Origin of the sequence: Paenibacillus sp. SAFN-117 (assembly GCF_051966115.1) — a bacterium.
GTDB lineage: Bacteria > Bacillota > Bacilli > Paenibacillales > NBRC-103111 > Paenibacillus_L > Paenibacillus_L residui.
The window spans coordinates 42,692-59,990 of sequence record NZ_JBQCLK010000037.1; the positions used below are offsets into that span (position 1 = coordinate 42,692).

Consider the following 17,299-nt stretch of genomic DNA (forward strand, 5'->3'; position numbering starts at 1 on the left):
GGATGGGAGCCGCGCGCGGTGCGGAAGCAGACGACCGACAAGGTGCGGACCAGCGAATCCGCGGATTCTATGAGAGGCTCCCAGATTTTACTGAAAGCCCAAGAACTACGGAGTAAGCAGCCGTTCAACTCCCGGCACAAGAGCTGACAGCGAAGGGCAGCCGAGATGATGCACCCGACATGTGATGTTTTCGGGGTACCCGGCCCAATCAGATGCCTCCTTGCCGCAAGAGACGCTTCATAAAAATTTTCCCGTTGGATACTTTAAGGAGGTATCCTATCACAATGAAATGTAAAGGAGAAGCGGGAAAATGGACTTGAAGGATAAGGTATGGTCCGTATTGGAGGAAGTGATGGACCCCGAGCTGCATATCAATATCGTGGACTTGGGGCTTGTTTACGAACTGGAGGCCGATCCGGACGGTAAGGTAATGATTACCATGACTTTGACGATTCCGGAATGTCCGCTGAAGGACGAGCTTCTGAGCGAAATCCATGAGAAGGTAGGGGCCGTCTCCGGCGTCACAGACGTTGAAGTGAATCTCGTCTGGGAGCCGAAATGGACTCCTGCAAGAATGAGCGATCAAGCGATCCAGGAATTCAAGCGCAGACAAACTCTCGTGTAAGATTCATACACAGCGGCAGGGTGGGGCTGCAGGGCTCCATCCTTTTTATTTCCCGGGATTCCTATTCATTCTATAGGCCGTCTTCTCGAGAGGAAGGTGGCGTAATTGAATCATTCTATATAAACCGGCTTCGTAACCCGGACTAAAGTAAATTCGCCTATACTAAATGGATTTCATCCGGTTAGTTTTGCCCATTTTGACCGAATAACCAAAACTAACCGGAGAAACCTCCATCTATTGGGTACAAAAAGAGCCATATCGCCAAAAAACCTCCATTTTAAATGGAGGTTTCCCATTTAGACCCCCATGCCGCTGACCGCGACACCATCAGATGGTGAAAATGGATGGATTTTCAAGGTAGAATAGAGTTGAATTGCTTCAATAGTGTGAAATTTGAATACTAAATGGATTTCATACAGTTAGATTTCTAGATTCGGAAGAAATATGGAAACTAACTGGAAAACCTACAGTTAGTTTGCGCCAAAACAGCCGTTTCGCCCAAAGTTGCCCATTTTAACTGTAGTTTATCCAGTTAGTTTGATCATTTTCGCCCATTCGCTTGAATCTACCTGTACAAAATACAGTTAGATGTGCCGCTCCGCTTGCAACGATGCCTGCAGACGGTAAAATAGACGGATTTTCAAGGTAGGTTAGCGATTTTGGCGGCTAGATCCCATCTATCTACATAAAATCCAGTTAGTTACCCAGTCCCCGGTACGTAGCCATGTGGTTGACCACCGTCATGCGACGTCAAACACCGCGCACTGGGAGTCGTGCGCAGTGGGAGATAATCACCACAAGGGCCGGTGGTTGGCTAAGCTATTTTCCAATCAGACGCGCTACTCCATTCCCTTGGCACAACACCAGCAGAAATAGACGGATTTTCCAATACATCCCGTTGTTGCGGGCAGACGTAACGAGCAAGTTGAAAAAATGAACCAACATTATGAATAATTATTGAATTTTGTCGTTTTTTTATCCGGAAAACCATGGATAATGTTGACAGCGGGGTTCAGCATGTTATAATACTAATCGTGATCTAATTGAGAATGAATATCATTATTACCCTAAATGAGAATGAGATTCATTTGCGCAAAGGAAAAAAGTGATGAAAAAAAGATACCTGGTTATCGCACTGATAGTTTTCTCCTTTATTTCATTATTTATAGGCGTTACGGATATATCCATCTTCGATATATTCAGCTTGACAGAGGACCAGTTGGAAATTATTATGATCAGCCGCGTTCCCCGCTTAATCAGCATTATTATCGCCGGAACGAGCATGAGCATCGTCGGTTTGATCATGATGCAGCTGACGAGAAACAAATTCGTCTCCCCGACTACGGCGGGAACGATGGACTCGGCCAGCTTGGGAATTCTCGTATCGCTGTTGATCTTCGGCTCGGCCAGCCCTCTGCAGAAGATGCTTGTCGCTTTTGTTTTCGCGCTGGCGGGAACATTCGCATTCATGAAGATTTTAGACAAAATCAAGTATAAAGATTCAATCTTTATTCCGCTAGTCGGTTTGATGTTCGGCAGCATCGTCGGCTCGACGACGACATTCTTGGGTCTCAAGTATGGTCTAATCCAGAGTGTGGGCGCTTGGCTTCACGGCGACTTTTCCATGATCATGCAGGGTCGCTACGAGCTGCTTTACTTAAGTATCCCGTTAGTTGTCGCAGCATATCTATACGCGAACCGGTTTACCGTTGCCGGCATGGGGGAGGAGTTCTCCGTCAACCTGGGGCTGAATTACAAGCGGGTAGTCAATATCGGCCTGGTGATCGTCGCACTTGTATCCGCGATTGTTATGCTTACGGTTGGAAACATCCCTTTCCTGGGGCTGATCATTCCGAACATCGTAACTATTTACCAAGGCGATAACCTGAAGAAAAACCTTTCTCATACGGCGTTGTTAGGGGCAGTATTCGTCCTGGCTTGCGACATTCTCGGCCGTATTATCATTTATCCGTTCGAAATTTCTATCGGCCTTACGGTTGGGGTCATAGGAAGCGGCATTTTTCTTTATTTGCTATTGAGGAGAAAGTCACATGAGTCATAAAACGAAGCTGTATATCCTGGGCGCCCTGGCACTGTTGCTCATCTGCATCCTTTTATTCATCGATGCGGCCGGCAATTGGGATTATGTATTGCCGCGAAGAGGCAAGAAAATATTGGCCATATTGTTGACGGGCGGCAGCATCGCTTTCTCAACCGTTATGTTTCAAACCGTTACGAACAATAAAATATTGACGCCGAGCATCATCGGATTGGACTCTCTTTATATGCTGGTGCAGACGGCGATTGTCTTCATCTTCGGCTCCACTACGTTGACCATGATGAGCAAGAACATTCACTTTCTCATCTCCGTCGGTTTTATGGTGCTGTTCGCGGGACTATTGTATAAATTTTTGTTCAAAAGAGAGGGCAAAAATATTTATTTCCTGCTGCTGGTCGGATTAATCTTCGGAACGTTCTTTTCCAGTATTTCGTCCTTTATGCAAATGCTCATCGATCCGAACGAATTTATGGTGGTCCAAGACAAGATGTTCGCGAGCTTCAATAACGTCAACTCCGACATTCTCCTGCTTGCCTACATCGTCGTCTTCGCTACGGCAGCCTACTTTATCAAGATCAATAAATATTTGGATGTGCTGTCTTTAGGCAAAGAACATGCGATCAATCTCGGTGTCAGCTACGATTATGTCGTCAAGAGAATTCTGATTGTCGTTGCAATACTTACAGCCGTGTCCACCGCACTGGTCGGACCGATCACGTTCCTGGGCTTGCTTGTCGCGAACGTAGCCTATCAATTTATAAGAACGTACCGGCATTCGTATGTAATCACAGGATCTATCCTGATCAGTATTATCGCTTTGGTCGGAGGACAGCTCTTGGTCGAGCGGGTATTCACGTTCTCCACCTCGTTAAGTGTCATCATCAATTTTATCGGCGGAGTATACTTCATATACCTTCTGTTAAAGGAGAACAAATCGTGGTAGAAGTCAGAAACGTTTCCAAACGGTACGGAAACAAAAATGTCGTAGATCAAGTATCCGTTAAGATAGCGAAGGGGAAGATTACCTCGTTTATCGGGCCGAACGGGGCGGGGAAGAGCACTCTGATGTCGATGGTCAGCCGCCTGATCCCCAAGGACGAAGGGGAGATATGGATTGAGGGACGTGAGATCGGTCAGTGGAAAAGCAACGAGCTGGCCAAGCGGATTTCCATCCTGAAGCAGTCCAATCACATTAATATCCGGTTAACGGTTAAAGAACTGGTCGGCTTCGGACGTTTTCCTTACTCCCAAGGAAGACTGACGGCGGAGGACAAGAAATATGTGGACGAAGCCATTCGCTATATGGAACTGGAAGACATGCAGGACAAATATTTGGATCAGTTGAGTGGCGGACAGAAGCAGCGAGCTTTCATCGCCATGATTATTGCCCAGAATACCGATTATGTTCTGCTGGATGAACCATTGAACAATTTGGATATGAAGCATTCCGTTCAAATTATGAAGGTGCTGAGGCGCTTGGCCGACGAGCTCGGCAAAACAGTAATTATCGTAATCCATGACATCAATTTCGCTTCCTGTTATTCCGATTATATTGTGGCGCTTAAGGACGGTAGAATTGTAAAGGAAGGCACGACCGCCGAAATTATCGATTCGTCCGTACTGCGGGAGGTATACGATATGGACATTCAGATTCATGAGATTGACGGCAATAAAATCTGCGTTTATTTTACTTAATCTGTCTACAAAAGCCGGTGAATCTTATTTGACGGTTCCCAGCACGGTTCGCTCCGACAGTTCGCCGCGAAAGGAGGATAGTGAAACCATACTTATAAAAAGGCAGCGGACATCAAGTTAAAGTTAGCGATATCGTCAAAATAATTTCATATAAAAACTAAATTATTAGGGGTGTTAAGAGTGAGCAAGAAATTATCCATGTTGTTGATGACGATTTTTCTGGTTTTCATAGTCGCCGCGTGCGGGGCGAAAAATTCGGAAGGAAACCCGGGCGGATCAGAGGCAAAGACAACTAACGCCGCGGCAAATAACGAGAATAAGAACACAGAGGCGCCTAAAGACGAGGTGCTTACGATCAAACATCAGCTTGGGGAAGCAACGGTTAAGAAAAATCCGAAAAATGTCGTTGTATTTGACTACGGTGCTTTAGAAACATTGGATAAGCTGGGAATCGAAGTGGCTGCTGTACCTCAAAGCTCGCTGCCGGGCCACCTGAAGAAATATGAAGACTCCAAATACATGAATGCAGGAACGCTGTTCGAGCCCGATTTCGAGAAAATCAACGCGCTTAAGCCGGAGCTGATCATCATTTCGGGCAGATCTTCCGAAGCTTACAAAGAGTTGGATAAAATCGCCCCAACGGTCTTTATGGGGGTTGATACGCAGAACTATATGGAATCCTTCACGGAAAACGTAAAGACGCTTGCCTCGATCTTCGGTAAGGAAGCCGAAGCGGACAAAGAGCTGGCCGCGATTAACGAATCCATCAAGCAGTTGAACGAAACGGCAGCCGCCAGCGGTAAGAAAGGTTTGATCATTCTGACAACGGGCGGGAAGGCCAGCGCTTATGGTGGAGGCTCCCGATTCGGCTTGATCCATGACGTATTCGGAGTTTTGCCGGTAGACGATAAGATCGATTCTTCCACACACGGTCAAAAAATTACGTTCGAATACGTCGCCGAGAAAAACCCGGACTATCTCTTCGTCATTGACAGAGACGCGGTAGTCAGCGGCGAGAACGTAAAACCGGCGAAGGAAGTTGTAGAGAACGATCTGGTGAAGAAGACCAACGCGTTTAAAGAAGGCAAAATCATCTATCTCGACCCGAATTACTGGTATCTGTCCGGCGGTGGACTGATTTCCATGGCAGAGATGGTTAAAGAAGTTGCCGAAGGCGTGAAGTAATTAAAGAAAAATAGAATAATGCCGATATGCAAGCCGGAAGTGTATACTTCCGGTTTTTTTGTCATGGACATTTTCAATTATTGACTGTGCATGTCGTGTTGCTAGAATCAGGGAAATTCAGGAAAGGACGGACAAAAATGCAACTAATTCCTCATCAAAATCCCAAACTGGCCCGAATGGGCAAATTTACCTGAACAAATGTGCTGTTTCTTTTCGATTTTAACCAAAAATCTTGCCAGGACCTGTACCTCTGCTTGTTCCTGTTGCTTCCTTCTATTCTCCATCCCAAAGGTTTAATTCTACTTTAATTCGTACCTGCGGATCCAAAGGTTAGAATTGGTAATCGCTGAGTGAAGTGTGGAATCTTTCCTCTTAAAGGCAGACCCGATTATATTATAATGTAAGGGCATACAAAAGAGGGGGGAGAACTTGTGAGAACGGTTTTTGTCCGGCTGCTGCTGCATCTCACGGTTGCGGTCGTTCTGATTACATTGCTGGTCGGTGCACTGGTTTACCGGTATACGACGGTCATGCTAAAAGAGGAGGTTCTCGGAGCGAACACCGAGCTGCTCGCACAGACTCGGAAAATCGTGGAGCAGGCTCTGGGGGAGGTGCAGCAGATGGCAACATCGCTGGCGATCAACACAGATGTCCAGAAATCGGTCTGGCTTCCTTGGAATTTGGAAGAGGAGTACCGTTTCCTGCAGAACACCGGTAATTTGTTCTCGGAACGCATCCATTCCTCCAACTATCTGCATTCCATTTATTTGTATAGCTCCGTCAATAATAAGCTGATTTCCCCGTCGGGAATCATGGACCTGACAGACTTCCCGAACCGGGAGCCGCTGCGGGAATTTATCGAAGGCCGGGAAACGATGAGCTGGGGAGCGGGCCGCTGGCCGGACGAACGCAATTCCTCCGACAGTGTCCTTCGCTTCTATTTCAGCGTCCCTCTGAACCATATGGAGAAGAAAGGAGTTCTTCTTATTCATCTGAAGGAAGACGTGCTCTACAACGCAGTGGTCAATACGAACAACCGCAAGCTGGGGAATGTTGCAATATTGAACTCCGAAGGGGAAGTATTGTCTTATAAAGATAAAAGCATGCTGCTTCATCCGTTCGCCGATACCGATATAGAGCAAATTCGTACGGAGAAGACAGGCTCGTTCGTCGAGAAGATTGGCGGGAAACCCACGCTGGTCTCTTATCTGACCTCCGACTTTAACGGATGGATCTACGTCACTCTGAATCCCTATCAAGAGGTGTTCAAGAGATCGAATGACATCATCCGGATTACACTTCTGATTTCACTTCTGGGACTTGCTCTCGGGGTGGCCCTCATGGTGCTGGTTTCAAGAAATTACTACAAGCCGGTAAGAAGAATGGTCCATGCCTTATCCAACCATCTGGAAAGACCGTTCACCAAAGCTCTTCACCGTGACGAATTCAGCTATATCAGCGAATCGATAGATCATTTATTTAATGAAAATGAGGAATTTAAAACTAAATTTTATAACAGCGAGCTGGTTTTACGGGAGCACGCCCTGATTCATCTGTTGTCGGGAAGCCCGTCCGGAAGCGAGGAACTGAAGCGCCAGCTTGCCTATTACGGCATACCTCTCCAGCCTGAGCATTTTATCGTGATTGTCCTTCGTCTTTATCTGGACGAGGAGCCGGAGGAGAAGCTGCGTAATTTGATTCATTTTCAGGTCCGTATGCTGTGCGAGGAGACGATGGCAGCTTACGGGTCGGGAGTTTACATTCCCCAATTCCATAAGCAAGACGTCATGATCATGAATACGGGAACATGGGGGGACCGGGAACAGACGGTTAACAAGGCGAAAGAGCTGGCTTTTCAGGTAAAAAGAAACGTGACCACGCAGCTGCCAGAAGCCAGTCTGACGATAGGAATCGGCGGCAGCTACCGCAGCCTTGGAGAAATTTGTCTCTCCTATAACGAAGCGGTCGAGGTTCTGCTGTATGAACGCTTTACCGGCACAGGAAGCATCTTGTCCATCCATGATCTGCACATCAACTATATGAACCGGAACCGCTTTATGAACTTCCGCCAATGGGTGGACAAGGCCGTGAACGAGTTGAAGATAGGTCGGCTGGATGCTTCCCTGGCAGCTAAAGACGAGCTGATCCGGCAGCTGGTCGGGGATTCGGCGCTTGGCCTCCATCACAAAAATTTGATTCTGAACGGGCTGCTCCACGCGTTAATGACGGTTCGTGCTGAAATGTTGACGGGAAGGGAGGGGGAAGAGGAGGATGACGGTCTCGTATATGAATTTGCGAAGCTGCAGAGCCTGGAGGATATCCGTCTGTGGTTTGACAAGGTGTTCGCCCGGACGGCAGACGCTCTGCAGGATAAGCGGGAATACAAGAACGTTGAACTGATCGGCAAACTGGTGTCCCATATCCAGGCCAACTTCCGAGAGCCTCTCAGCCTGCAAATGCTGGCGGATCTGACTTATATGAACAGCCAATATTTATCGAAATTATTTAAAGAAGTGACCGGGCAGACGTTCATGGACTATCTGACCTATATCCGCCTGCAGGAAGCTTACCGTTTGCTAAAGGAATCCTCATTAGGCATTAACGAAATCGCGGCAGCATCGGGCTTCGGGCAGAAGCAGAATCTGATCCGGACAATCAAGAAGCACACGGGATTAACCCCTACCGAATATCGGAAAAGGTATGCGATAGAGCGTTTGAACGGGGAAAAATCGAAAATAGATACCGATCCGATCCATTGATACCTGCCCAATCTCCATAATTGATACCGTTTACAAGTATTGAATCTTGTCGGGCTCAACCTCCTCCTTCTATGCTGAAAGTGCTTACAACAAATGAAAGGAAGGAGGTTTGCTTATGCCAACGCCTGCTGCAAAACCGGGACGAACCGGCATAGGACCTGCAAGATTAGAAGTGCTGAAACGGATTTATAGCTATCGTTCCTTTTACTTGATGCTTCTACCGGCCATTCTCTATTATCTTGTGTTTCATTATTATCCGATGTACGGAGCGCTGATTGCCTTCAAGCAATTCAGCATCACCAAGGGGATCACGGGGAGCGCCTGGGTCGGCTTCCAGCATTTCGAATACTTGTTTGGCCTGGATAAGTTCTGGCAGATTTTCTGGAACACCATCGTGATCAGCTTATACCGGCTGGTCTTCGGCTTTCCGCTGCCGCTGATCGTCGCCCTTCTGCTTAATGAGGTTCGCAAGCTGATGTTTAAGCGGACAGTGCAGACAGTGATCTACTTGCCGCACTTTATTTCCTGGGTGATCATGGGAGGCCTGCTGATCAATCTGCTCTCGGTCGACGGCGGGGTGGTCAACAATTTGATACGATCGCTTGGCGGACAGCCTGTCGGCTTTCTGATTGACGAGAATTATTTTCGCGGCACATTGGTCTGGTCCATGATCTGGAAGGAGTTCGGCTGGAACACCATTATTTATATGGCAGCCTTGGCCGGTGTCAATCCGCAGCTTTATGAGGCGGCGGTCATGGACGGGGCCAATCGGTGGAGAAGGGTATGGCATATCACCTTGCCCTGCATCCGCAGCACCATCATCATTCTGCTGATTCTGCGTATCGGGGGGCTTATGGAAGCGGGATTCGAGCAAATTTTCGTCCTGTATCATCCCGGAGTCTATAACGTAGCGGATATTATTGATACGTATGTCTACCGGGTCGGCCTCACGGAAGGCAAATTCAGTCTCGCCGCCGCAGTCGGATTGTTCAAATCGGTCATCAATTTTACCCTTCTGGTCATAGCCAACAGTTTGGCGCGGAGAATGGGTGAACAAGGGATTTATTAAAGGGGGAAGGGGCATGACACATAGCGGTGCGGGCAGCAAAATATTTGATACAGTTAACTACATGTTTTTGACATTTCTCGCATTCCTGACTTTGTACCCGTTCTGGGATTCGCTGATCGTCTCGATTACTCCTCTGCAGGAAAGCTTGTCCTCCAACCTGCATCTCTATCCGAAATCGGTCACTCTAGAGGCTTACCAGTACCTTCTGCAGCTTAAGCAGCTGTGGGTTTCCTACGGGAACAGCATCTTTATAACGGTATTCGGAACGATTATCAGCATGTTCGCCACGACGATGGCGGCCTATGCGCTGTCGAAACGGCAGTTGCCGGGAGGACGCCCGATCATGTTTTCCATCGTCTTTACGATGATGTTCAGCGGGGGCATCATTCCCACTTATCTGGTTGTGAAGCAGCTTGGCATGATGAATACAGTATGGTCGATGATGATTCCTACTGCGATTCAAACCTACAACCTGATTATCATGCGGAATTTTTTCACCTCCATTCCGGACAGTCTCGAGGAGTCGGCCAGGATAGACGGCTGCAGTGATTTGGGAATTCTGCTTAGAATCGTCATTCCGCTGTCGATGCCGGCTATCGCCACAATCTCTTTGTTTTATGCTGTGGCGAGATGGAACGAATTTTTTACGGCGGTAATGTATGTCACCGATAAGGGAGTTTGGCCGCTGCAGCTGTTCCTCCGCTCCATGCTGATCGACAACGAAGCTTCTTTCCAGTCGGGGGGAGACAGCCCTTTTCTGCTGGGACAATCGATCAAGATGGCAACCATTATGATTTCAACCATACCGGTGATGATTATTTATCCTTTTTTTCAAAAGTATTTTGTGCAGGGGGTTACGTTGGGAGCGGTCAAGGAGTAGCATCGACACCTTAAGTTTTATATGCCTATAGAGGGGGAAGCAGGGACATGAAAAATATACGGAAGAAGAAATGGCTTACAGGCGCTTGCGCGTTGATCGTGCTGACTTCGGCGGCAGGATGCGGGAATAATGAAGCAGGGGGATCGTCCGCAACAGACGACAAGCCGGTCAAGCTGGTGTTTCTGACACCGGGTGATACGGCGGCGAATCCGATTGGGCCCGATGACCGGATCATAGCGGAAATTAACCGGAGGCTGGGGATTGATCTGCAGGTTCAGGTCGTCCCCGAGGGCAGCTACGAAAAAATAAACGTGTCCATCGCGACCGGCGATTTGCCCGATGTGGTCACGATTAATTATCCATCGCCCTCCCTCAGCCAATGGATCGAGGAAGGTATTCTTGTCCCGCTGAACGATTATTTCGATGTAATGCCGACGGTCAGAGGAAAAATTGAACAAAGGCTGACCTGGACGGCGGTGGACGGCAAGTATTACGGCTATCCGTTCATTGAGGAGCGGTCCAATACAACGATTGCCTATCGCGCGGATTGGCTGGAGAAGCTCGGTCTGAAGCCTCCGGAAACGCTGGATGAATTCTATCATGCGATGAAGGAGATTGCCGCGAAAGATCCTGATGGCAACGGAAAGCAGGATACGTACGGGCTGACGGCTACGAAGAGCACCGGCTTTAACAGCTCCTTTAACTTTATTTTCTACGCCTATGGGCTGCCGCATGGGGATTGGGTGTTAAATGAGCAGGGGGAAGTCGTGCCTATCTTCGAGCATCCGGCATTCCGGCAGGGAGTGGAATTCATCCGCATGCTGTGGGATGAGAAGCTGCTGGACCCGGAATTTCTGCTTAACGATACGCAGCAGCGGGAACAGAAGTTTTATCAGGGCAAGGTCGGATTCATGGGAGCCCCGCTGTTCCGTCACGTAGGACGGCTGGAGGCAAGCCTGCAGAAGGTGAACCCCGAAGGCAAGCTTGGCTTCATGGCCCCGCCTGCTGGTCCGGACGGTAAGCGAGGGATGGCCAACGCGCCCAAGAACGGTTTGTTCACGGCCGTTACGAGTCATGCCCAGGATCCGGAAAAAGCGGCGAAATTCATTGAATTCATGCTTTCTCCGGAAGGCCGCGATTTGTTGAAGCTCGGGATTGAAGGCATTCATTATACGAAAGACGGCGATAAAATCATATATAATGAAGAAGAACGAGCCAAAGACGGCTTCGCCTCCAATGGATGGTCGCATCCGCTCGCCTGGGGCAGCGTAGTCTGGCCGCTCGGCGAAAATTATTTGCCGGAAACCGAGCCGCAGGTGGACCGGGCGAGGGAATCGGTAGAGATTGCGACGGCCAATATCGTCCCCAATCTCCTGAACGTGACCACTCAGGAAGAGGTGGAGTATGGCGGTATTCTGGGTGAATTGTTTAATCAATATTACACCGAAATGATCACCGGCAAGAGAGAGATCGACGCAGGGATAGCGGAGTTGTCCCGGAAGTGGCGGGAGCAAGGCGGCGACGCCGTTTTGAAAGCGGTTAATCAAGCATATCAAGAGCAGAAATAGCGTCGTGTCCCCGAATTTGGAGCGGGGAGGGGCCGGCATGGGCTTGTAAGTGCTAACCTGTCACACAGCGGAGTGATGAGCGGCCTGAGAGGTGTGTGTACATGGAGAGCACCCGGTGTAACGGCAAGACGGGAGAGGCGTGTGTGCATGGAAGTACCGAATACAACAGTCGGACGGGAGAATCTAAGCGGCTAATGTGCTGAAGCATCGAGATACCAATAGCCTGAACGGAAGCCTGAACGGGACCCCGACCGGATGATAGGATTAGAAGGCAAGAATGACTAAATCATTAATTAGGAGGATGTTCAAGTGACGGCTTCTATATCGGATTATCCCAACATTTTATTCATCTTAAGCGATGATCAGGGGGCCTGGGCCTTGGGCTGTGCCGGTAATGACGAAATCCGCACCCCTCAACTGGATCGTTTGGCGGCGGAAGGAATGCGGTTTACCAATTTTTTCTGCACGTCGCCGGTTTGCTCGCCGGCCCGGGCCTCTCTGTTGACGGGAAGAATTCCGTCCCAGCATGGGGTTCACGACTGGATTCGCGGAGGCAGCGTAGGGGAACGGCCTATCGAGTATTTGCAGGGACAGAAGGCATACACCGAGATTTTGGCCGAGAACGGCTATCTTTGCGGGCTTAGCGGCAAGTGGCACCTGGGAGACAGTGTGAGGCCGCAGAAAGGCTTTACTCATTGGTACGTTCACCAGACGGGGGGGAGCGAGTACTATAACGCGCCGATGATCCGTGACGGGAAGCCGATCAATGAGCCGGGTTATTTGACCGATGTAATCACGGACGACGCGCTGCAGTTTCTGGAGGCGCAGGACGGGAGCCGGCCCTTCTATCTGAGCGTGCATTATACGGCCCCGCACAGCCCATGGATCGACAATCACCCGCAGGAAGTGGTAGACTCCTACGATGACTGCGAGTTCAAGAGCTGCCCGCAGGAGCCGAAGCATCCCTGGGCAATCAAGACCGCACCCTGGGCGGATAACCAGAAGGAAAACTTGAAGGGTTATTTTGCCGCCGTCACGGAGATGGACCGCAACATTGGACGGATATTAGACAAACTGGAGGAGAAAGGGCTGCGCGGCTCGACGCTGGTCTGCTTCCTGAGTGACAATGGGTTCAACTGCGGGCATCACGGCATTTGGGGCAAGGGTAATGGCACCTTCCCGCAGAATATGTATGACACATCGGTGAAGGTGCCGGCTATTTTCAGCCATCCCGGCCGTATCCCTCAAGGGGCGGTTTGCGATGCGCTTGTGAGCGGCTACGATATCATGCCCACTCTATTGGAGTACGTGGGCATGGAGTATACGGAGGCTGACGGGCTTCCGGGAAGCAGCTTCCTGAAGCAACTGCTCGGTGAGGAGGACGGCAGCCGGGAACCGGTCGTTGTCTTCGATGAGTACGGCCCGGTCCGGATGATTCGCACCCGGGAATGGAAGTACATCCATCGTTACCCTTATGGGCCGCACGAGCTGTATGATTTGGTCAACGATCCCGGGGAGCGTCACAATTTGATTGGCAGCCGTGAAGCGGAGGACCAGCGTATCGCCTTGAAGAGACAGCTTGAGCAGTGGTTCGTCCGTTATGCCGATCCGGCGCTGGACGGCACACGGGAGCCGGTGAGCGGCTTGGGGCAGCTGGACCTGGCCGGCACAGCGGGGGAAGGCCGGAAAGCGTACCATCCTTTGGAGGAAGGGTGAAGCAGCAGAAGGCACCCGGATCGGCCATCCCCAACTGATGGCCGATCCGGCATTGGCCGGCATCGTCGTGGCCGCCAGGTGACACCGGCTAGCACTGCAGGCCGCCCATCTGCGATAGGCGCGCGCCGCCGCCATTGGTCAGACGGCACATCGCCGTTATCGACTACGCCTGCCGGCGATTGCCGGGATCAAGAACCAGCATTTCTGCAGGTCTTCGGAACGATTTTAGTAAATCCGCGCAGGACATGCAAATGTGCAGGTGAATTTGGCCATTTTGCCGATTTTCGGGATTTTGGCGGGAAAGACCTGCACTATCGCATGTCTTTTGCCGTATTTACCGGATTTCCGTGAAATGACCTGTACTTTTGCTTGTTTTCAGCATTAAGGGATTTCCGGTGGCAAGCTAGTGACCGGAACGCTTACCAACAGGAACGTCCCGTCGTCAGGAGCCCTGGCAGCACTGTGAAAAAACAGCTAAGACCATGAAATAAGACAATCGGTAATGAAAGCCTGCGAAAGCGATGGTTTTAAGGCTGATTCGAGTCAAATTCTACATTATTCGTTGAAATTGGGTGCTATAGTTTCCCAACCAAATTTACTATGATGGGAGTAGTGCTATAAGCGTTATATTAGATAATTAGTGGAAGCAAACCCTCCCAATAAACTGGTATGAGAGAATGATCCCCTTATTTCTGCTCATGCCCTGCCACTAATGCAGCACTAACCGGCTTTATCCGCTTCGGCATTCCATGCCAATTAACCCTGGTTGCAGCCCTAAGAAACCGCATTGCAACCACTCCTTATTTAAAATGTTACAGGTAAGACTTCGGTTAGAAAAAACTCGTTAGCGCTAACGGGCTTTTTGACGGCAATAGATTTTTATTTGGCGATAACTCCGATAGGAGTTTTTCTATTCGCGAATTTGTGAAAAAAGATACAAATCCCAATAGAAAGAAGGGTGCTCCTCACCGGATCTGGCTTAAGTCTGCGTGAACGAGCAGTCTATTTGAGTGCGCGTTTCTGCTTGTACAATGAGTTTGAATAAGCCAATGATGCTCTTTGATTCAACAGTGTATGGAAAAATATGTAACAAACCTTGAGGAATTTTAAAAAAATCAATACAGGCCGATGAAGCCGGGGGATAGGAGGAATACGGATGAGACTGACACCTCGAGAGCAGGAGAAGCTGATGATTGTCGTGGCGGCCGATCTTGCCCGCAGGCGCAAAGAAAGAGGGTTGAAGCTGAATTATCCGGAGGCGGTGGCGCTGATCACCTATGAAATTATGGAAGGAGCCCGCGATGGCAAAACGGTGGCTCAGCTAATGAGCGAAGGGGCCACCATTCTACGCAGGGAAGATGTCATGGAGGGAGTGCCGGAGATGATTCCGGATATTCAGGTCGAGGTGACCTTTCCGGACGGCACGAAGCTGGTTACGGTCCACGATCCTATTAGATAGTGCATTTCACAGAAGGCCCGCTTACAAAGTGGTTTGGCCAGGATGCGTTCCTTTTTTCGACAGTGCATTACGGCATCGGCATGGAGGGACGGAATCTCGTACAACATGCAGAGTATCATTTCAAAGGAGGAGACAGGCTTGATTCCAGGTGAATATAAATTGCTGGGTAATGATGTGATTTGCAATGAGGGACGCCCCACCGTGTCTCTGGAAGTGCTGAACGTCGGGGATCGTCCGATTCAGGTCGGTTCGCATTTTCATTTCTACGAAGCCAATAAGGCCTTGAAGTTTGACCGGGAGCGTGCATTCGGCATGCATCTCAATATTCCTTCCGGCGCAGCCGTGCGCTTCGAGCCGGGAGACCGCAAGGAAGTCGAGCTGGTCCCGTTCGCCGGGGAACGGAAGGTCTATGGATTTAATAACAAGACGGACGGATCGCTGGATGAGAGGGAAGCGGAGGCTCAAGAACGCCGGGCTTCCGTCATTCTGTCTTCAACTGTCGGATCGGAGGTGGGCGTATGAGCTTTACCATGTCGAGGAAGCAGTATGCGGATATGTTCGGGCCGACGACCGGCGATGCAGTTCGCCTGGCGGATACCGACTTGTTCATCGAGATTGAGAAAGACTATACCCGTTACGGGGACGAAGCGAAATTCGGCGGCGGAAAATCGATTCGCGACGGTATGGGGCTGCATCCGCTGATCACTCGCGAGGAAGGCGCCATGGATCTCGTCATTACCAATGCCATTATCGTTGATTATACCGGCATTTATAAGGCGGATATCGGCATTCGCGACGGCAGGATTGCCGGGATCGGCAAGAGCGGCAATCCGCTCGTTATGGACGGAGTCGATCTCGTTATCGGGGCTTCCACCGAGATTCTCTCTGCGGAGGGGTTGATCGTCACGGCGGGAGGCATCGATACCCACGTCCATTTTATTAATCCTCACCAGGTGGAGCATGCGCTGGCCTCCGGCTTGACCACCCTGATCGGAGGCGGCACCGGGCCGGCGGAGGGCTCCAAGGCGACGACCTGCACGTCGGGCGAATGGCATATTCACCGGATGCTGGAGGCGTCCGAGGGCCTGCCGATCAATGTCGGCTTTCTCGGCAAAGGCTCGGGAGCCCATGAAGCGCCTATGGCCGAGCAAATCCGGGCCGGAGCGATCGGCTTGAAGGTGCATGAAGATTGGGGAGCGACAGCGTCTGCAATCGATTATTCGCTGCGTGTGGCGGACAAGTATGACGTCCAGGTGGCGCTTCACTCGGATACGCTAAACGAGGGCGGGTTCGTGGAAGATACGATTGCGGCGATCCGGGGCAGGGTCATCCATACTTATCATACGGAAGGAGCGGGCGGGGGCCATGCTCCGGATATGATCAAGATGGCGGCGCTGAGCCATGTGCTGCCTTCCTCGACTAATCCCACCCGGCCGTTCACGATCAATACAGTGGAAGAACATCTCGATATGCTGATGGTATGCCATCATCTGGATCCGAGCGTACCGGAGGATGTAGCCTTCGCCGACTCCCGCATCCGCAGCGAAACGATTGCGGCCGAGGATATTTTGCATGATTTGGGCGTATTCAGCATGGTCAGCTCGGATTCCCAGGCGATGGGCCGCGTGGGCGAAGTTATAACCCGGACCTGGCAGACGGCCGACAAGATGAAGAAGCAGCGGGGCAAGCTGCCGGAGGATGCGGGCTCGAACGGGGACAATTTCCGCGTCAGGCGCTATATTGCGAAGTATACGATCAATCCGGCGCTCACTCACGGCATTGCCGATTATGTCGGTTCGGTGGAGGTCGGCAAAATCGCCGATTTGGTCATCTGGCATCCGGCTTTCTTCGGGGTTAAACCCGAGATGGTGCTGAAGAACGGCTTTGTCGTGCAGAGTCTGATGGGGGATCCGAATGCATCGATTCCGACCCCGCAGCCGTATATCTACAGGCCAATGTACGCTTCTGTAGGCAGGGCGCTGGCGCGCTGCTCGGTCACTTTCGTTTCGCAGGCCGCGCTGGATGCGGGAGTTCCCGCACAATTGGGGCTGAACAAAATCGTGCTTCCCGTCCGGGGCATCCGCACGCTAACGAAGAAGGACATGATCCTCAACGGGGAAACGCCGGAGCTGTTCGTTGATCCGCAAACCTATGAGGTAAGAGCGAACGGAGAGCTGCTGACCTGCGAGCCGGTGGAGGTTTTGCCGATGGCTCAGCGGTACTTCCTTTTTTAAGGCCAACGGACAAGTACGGGTCACCTTATAGTTGATAGACATCAGAATCC

General features: G+C 50.4%; 13 protein-coding genes. All 13 read left to right on the forward strand.

Going from position 1 to position 17,299, the window contains the following annotated elements:
• Positions 1-310 precede the first annotated feature (310 nt).
• Positions 311-625, forward strand: a complete 315-nt coding sequence (locus tag ACTHRH_RS20900) for a metal-sulfur cluster assembly factor (RefSeq protein ID WP_144935527.1) — start codon at positions 311-313, stop codon at positions 623-625.
• Between the two features lie 1,108 nt (positions 626-1,733).
• Positions 1,734-2,687 carry an ABC transporter permease gene (locus ACTHRH_RS20905; protein ID WP_144935524.1) on the forward strand — a complete coding sequence of 318 codons (954 nt, stop codon included), beginning with the start codon at positions 1,734-1,736 and terminating at the stop codon, positions 2,685-2,687.
• A complete protein-coding gene (locus ACTHRH_RS20910) occupies positions 2,677-3,627 on the forward strand; it encodes an iron chelate uptake ABC transporter family permease subunit (RefSeq protein ID WP_144935521.1) in 951 nt (316 codons plus the stop codon). The genes ACTHRH_RS20905 and ACTHRH_RS20910 overlap by 11 nt, the downstream gene beginning before the upstream one ends.
• The gene (locus tag ACTHRH_RS20915; protein ID WP_379290679.1) at positions 3,621-4,379 is read left to right on the forward strand and encodes an iron ABC transporter ATP-binding protein; all 759 of its coding nucleotides are present in this window, start codon (positions 3,621-3,623) and stop codon (positions 4,377-4,379) included. The genes ACTHRH_RS20910 and ACTHRH_RS20915 overlap by 7 nt, the downstream gene beginning before the upstream one ends.
• Positions 4,380-4,559: 180 nt before the next feature.
• Complete coding sequence (locus ACTHRH_RS20920) at positions 4,560-5,564, forward strand: siderophore ABC transporter substrate-binding protein (RefSeq protein ID WP_440417494.1); 1,005 nt, start codon at positions 4,560-4,562, stop codon at positions 5,562-5,564.
• Positions 5,565-5,995: 431 nt separating this feature from the next.
• The gene (locus tag ACTHRH_RS20925) at positions 5,996-8,323 is read left to right on the forward strand and encodes a helix-turn-helix domain-containing protein (RefSeq protein WP_440417496.1); all 2,328 of its coding nucleotides are present in this window, start codon (positions 5,996-5,998) and stop codon (positions 8,321-8,323) included.
• Positions 8,324-8,438: 115 nt separating this feature from the next.
• Positions 8,439-9,392: an ABC transporter permease gene (locus ACTHRH_RS20930; RefSeq protein WP_379285452.1), complete on the forward strand. Its 954-nt coding sequence runs from the start codon at positions 8,439-8,441 to the stop codon at positions 9,390-9,392.
• A gap of 13 nt (positions 9,393-9,405) precedes the next feature.
• Complete coding sequence (locus tag ACTHRH_RS20935) at positions 9,406-10,272, forward strand: carbohydrate ABC transporter permease (protein ID WP_440417498.1); 867 nt, start codon at positions 9,406-9,408, stop codon at positions 10,270-10,272.
• Positions 10,273-10,319: 47 nt separating this feature from the next.
• Positions 10,320-11,840 carry an extracellular solute-binding protein gene (locus ACTHRH_RS20940; protein ID WP_379285456.1) on the forward strand — a complete coding sequence of 507 codons (1,521 nt, stop codon included), beginning with the start codon at positions 10,320-10,322 and terminating at the stop codon, positions 11,838-11,840.
• Positions 11,841-12,149: 309 nt separating this feature from the next.
• Positions 12,150-13,556 carry a sulfatase-like hydrolase/transferase gene (locus ACTHRH_RS20945; RefSeq protein WP_379285458.1) on the forward strand — a complete coding sequence of 469 codons (1,407 nt, stop codon included), beginning with the start codon at positions 12,150-12,152 and terminating at the stop codon, positions 13,554-13,556.
• Between the two features lie 1,156 nt (positions 13,557-14,712).
• Positions 14,713-15,015: an urease subunit gamma gene (locus tag ACTHRH_RS20950; RefSeq protein ID WP_379285460.1), complete on the forward strand. Its 303-nt coding sequence runs from the start codon at positions 14,713-14,715 to the stop codon at positions 15,013-15,015.
• A 138-nt stretch (positions 15,016-15,153) separates the two neighbouring features.
• Positions 15,154-15,537: an urease subunit beta gene (locus ACTHRH_RS20955; protein WP_440417500.1), complete on the forward strand. Its 384-nt coding sequence runs from the start codon at positions 15,154-15,156 to the stop codon at positions 15,535-15,537.
• Positions 15,534-17,249: an urease subunit alpha gene (gene ureC, locus ACTHRH_RS20960; protein WP_379285464.1), complete on the forward strand. Its 1,716-nt coding sequence runs from the start codon at positions 15,534-15,536 to the stop codon at positions 17,247-17,249. The genes ACTHRH_RS20955 and ureC overlap by 4 nt, the downstream gene beginning before the upstream one ends.
• Positions 17,250-17,299: the final 50 nt, after the last annotated feature.

What these genes read in the sequence shown, in the direction of transcription:
- ACTHRH_RS20935 (WP_440417498.1), top strand. Translation starts at nt 9,406, where the DNA reads ATGACACATAGCGGTGCGGGCAGCAAAATATTTGATACAGTTAACTAC.
- ureC (WP_379285464.1), top strand. Translation starts at nt 15,534, where the DNA reads ATGAGCTTTACCATGTCGAGGAAGCAGTATGCGGATATGTTCGGGCCG.
- ACTHRH_RS20930 (WP_379285452.1), top strand. Translation starts at nt 8,439, where the DNA reads ATGCCAACGCCTGCTGCAAAACCGGGACGAACCGGCATAGGACCTGCA.
- ACTHRH_RS20900 (WP_144935527.1), top strand. Translation starts at nt 311, where the DNA reads ATGGACTTGAAGGATAAGGTATGGTCCGTATTGGAGGAAGTGATGGAC.
- ACTHRH_RS20910 (WP_144935521.1), top strand. Translation starts at nt 2,677, where the DNA reads ATGAGTCATAAAACGAAGCTGTATATCCTGGGCGCCCTGGCACTGTTG.
- ACTHRH_RS20905 (WP_144935524.1), top strand. Translation starts at nt 1,734, where the DNA reads ATGAAAAAAAGATACCTGGTTATCGCACTGATAGTTTTCTCCTTTATT.
- ACTHRH_RS20950 (WP_379285460.1), top strand. Translation starts at nt 14,713, where the DNA reads ATGAGACTGACACCTCGAGAGCAGGAGAAGCTGATGATTGTCGTGGCG.
- ACTHRH_RS20940 (WP_379285456.1), top strand. Translation starts at nt 10,320, where the DNA reads ATGAAAAATATACGGAAGAAGAAATGGCTTACAGGCGCTTGCGCGTTG.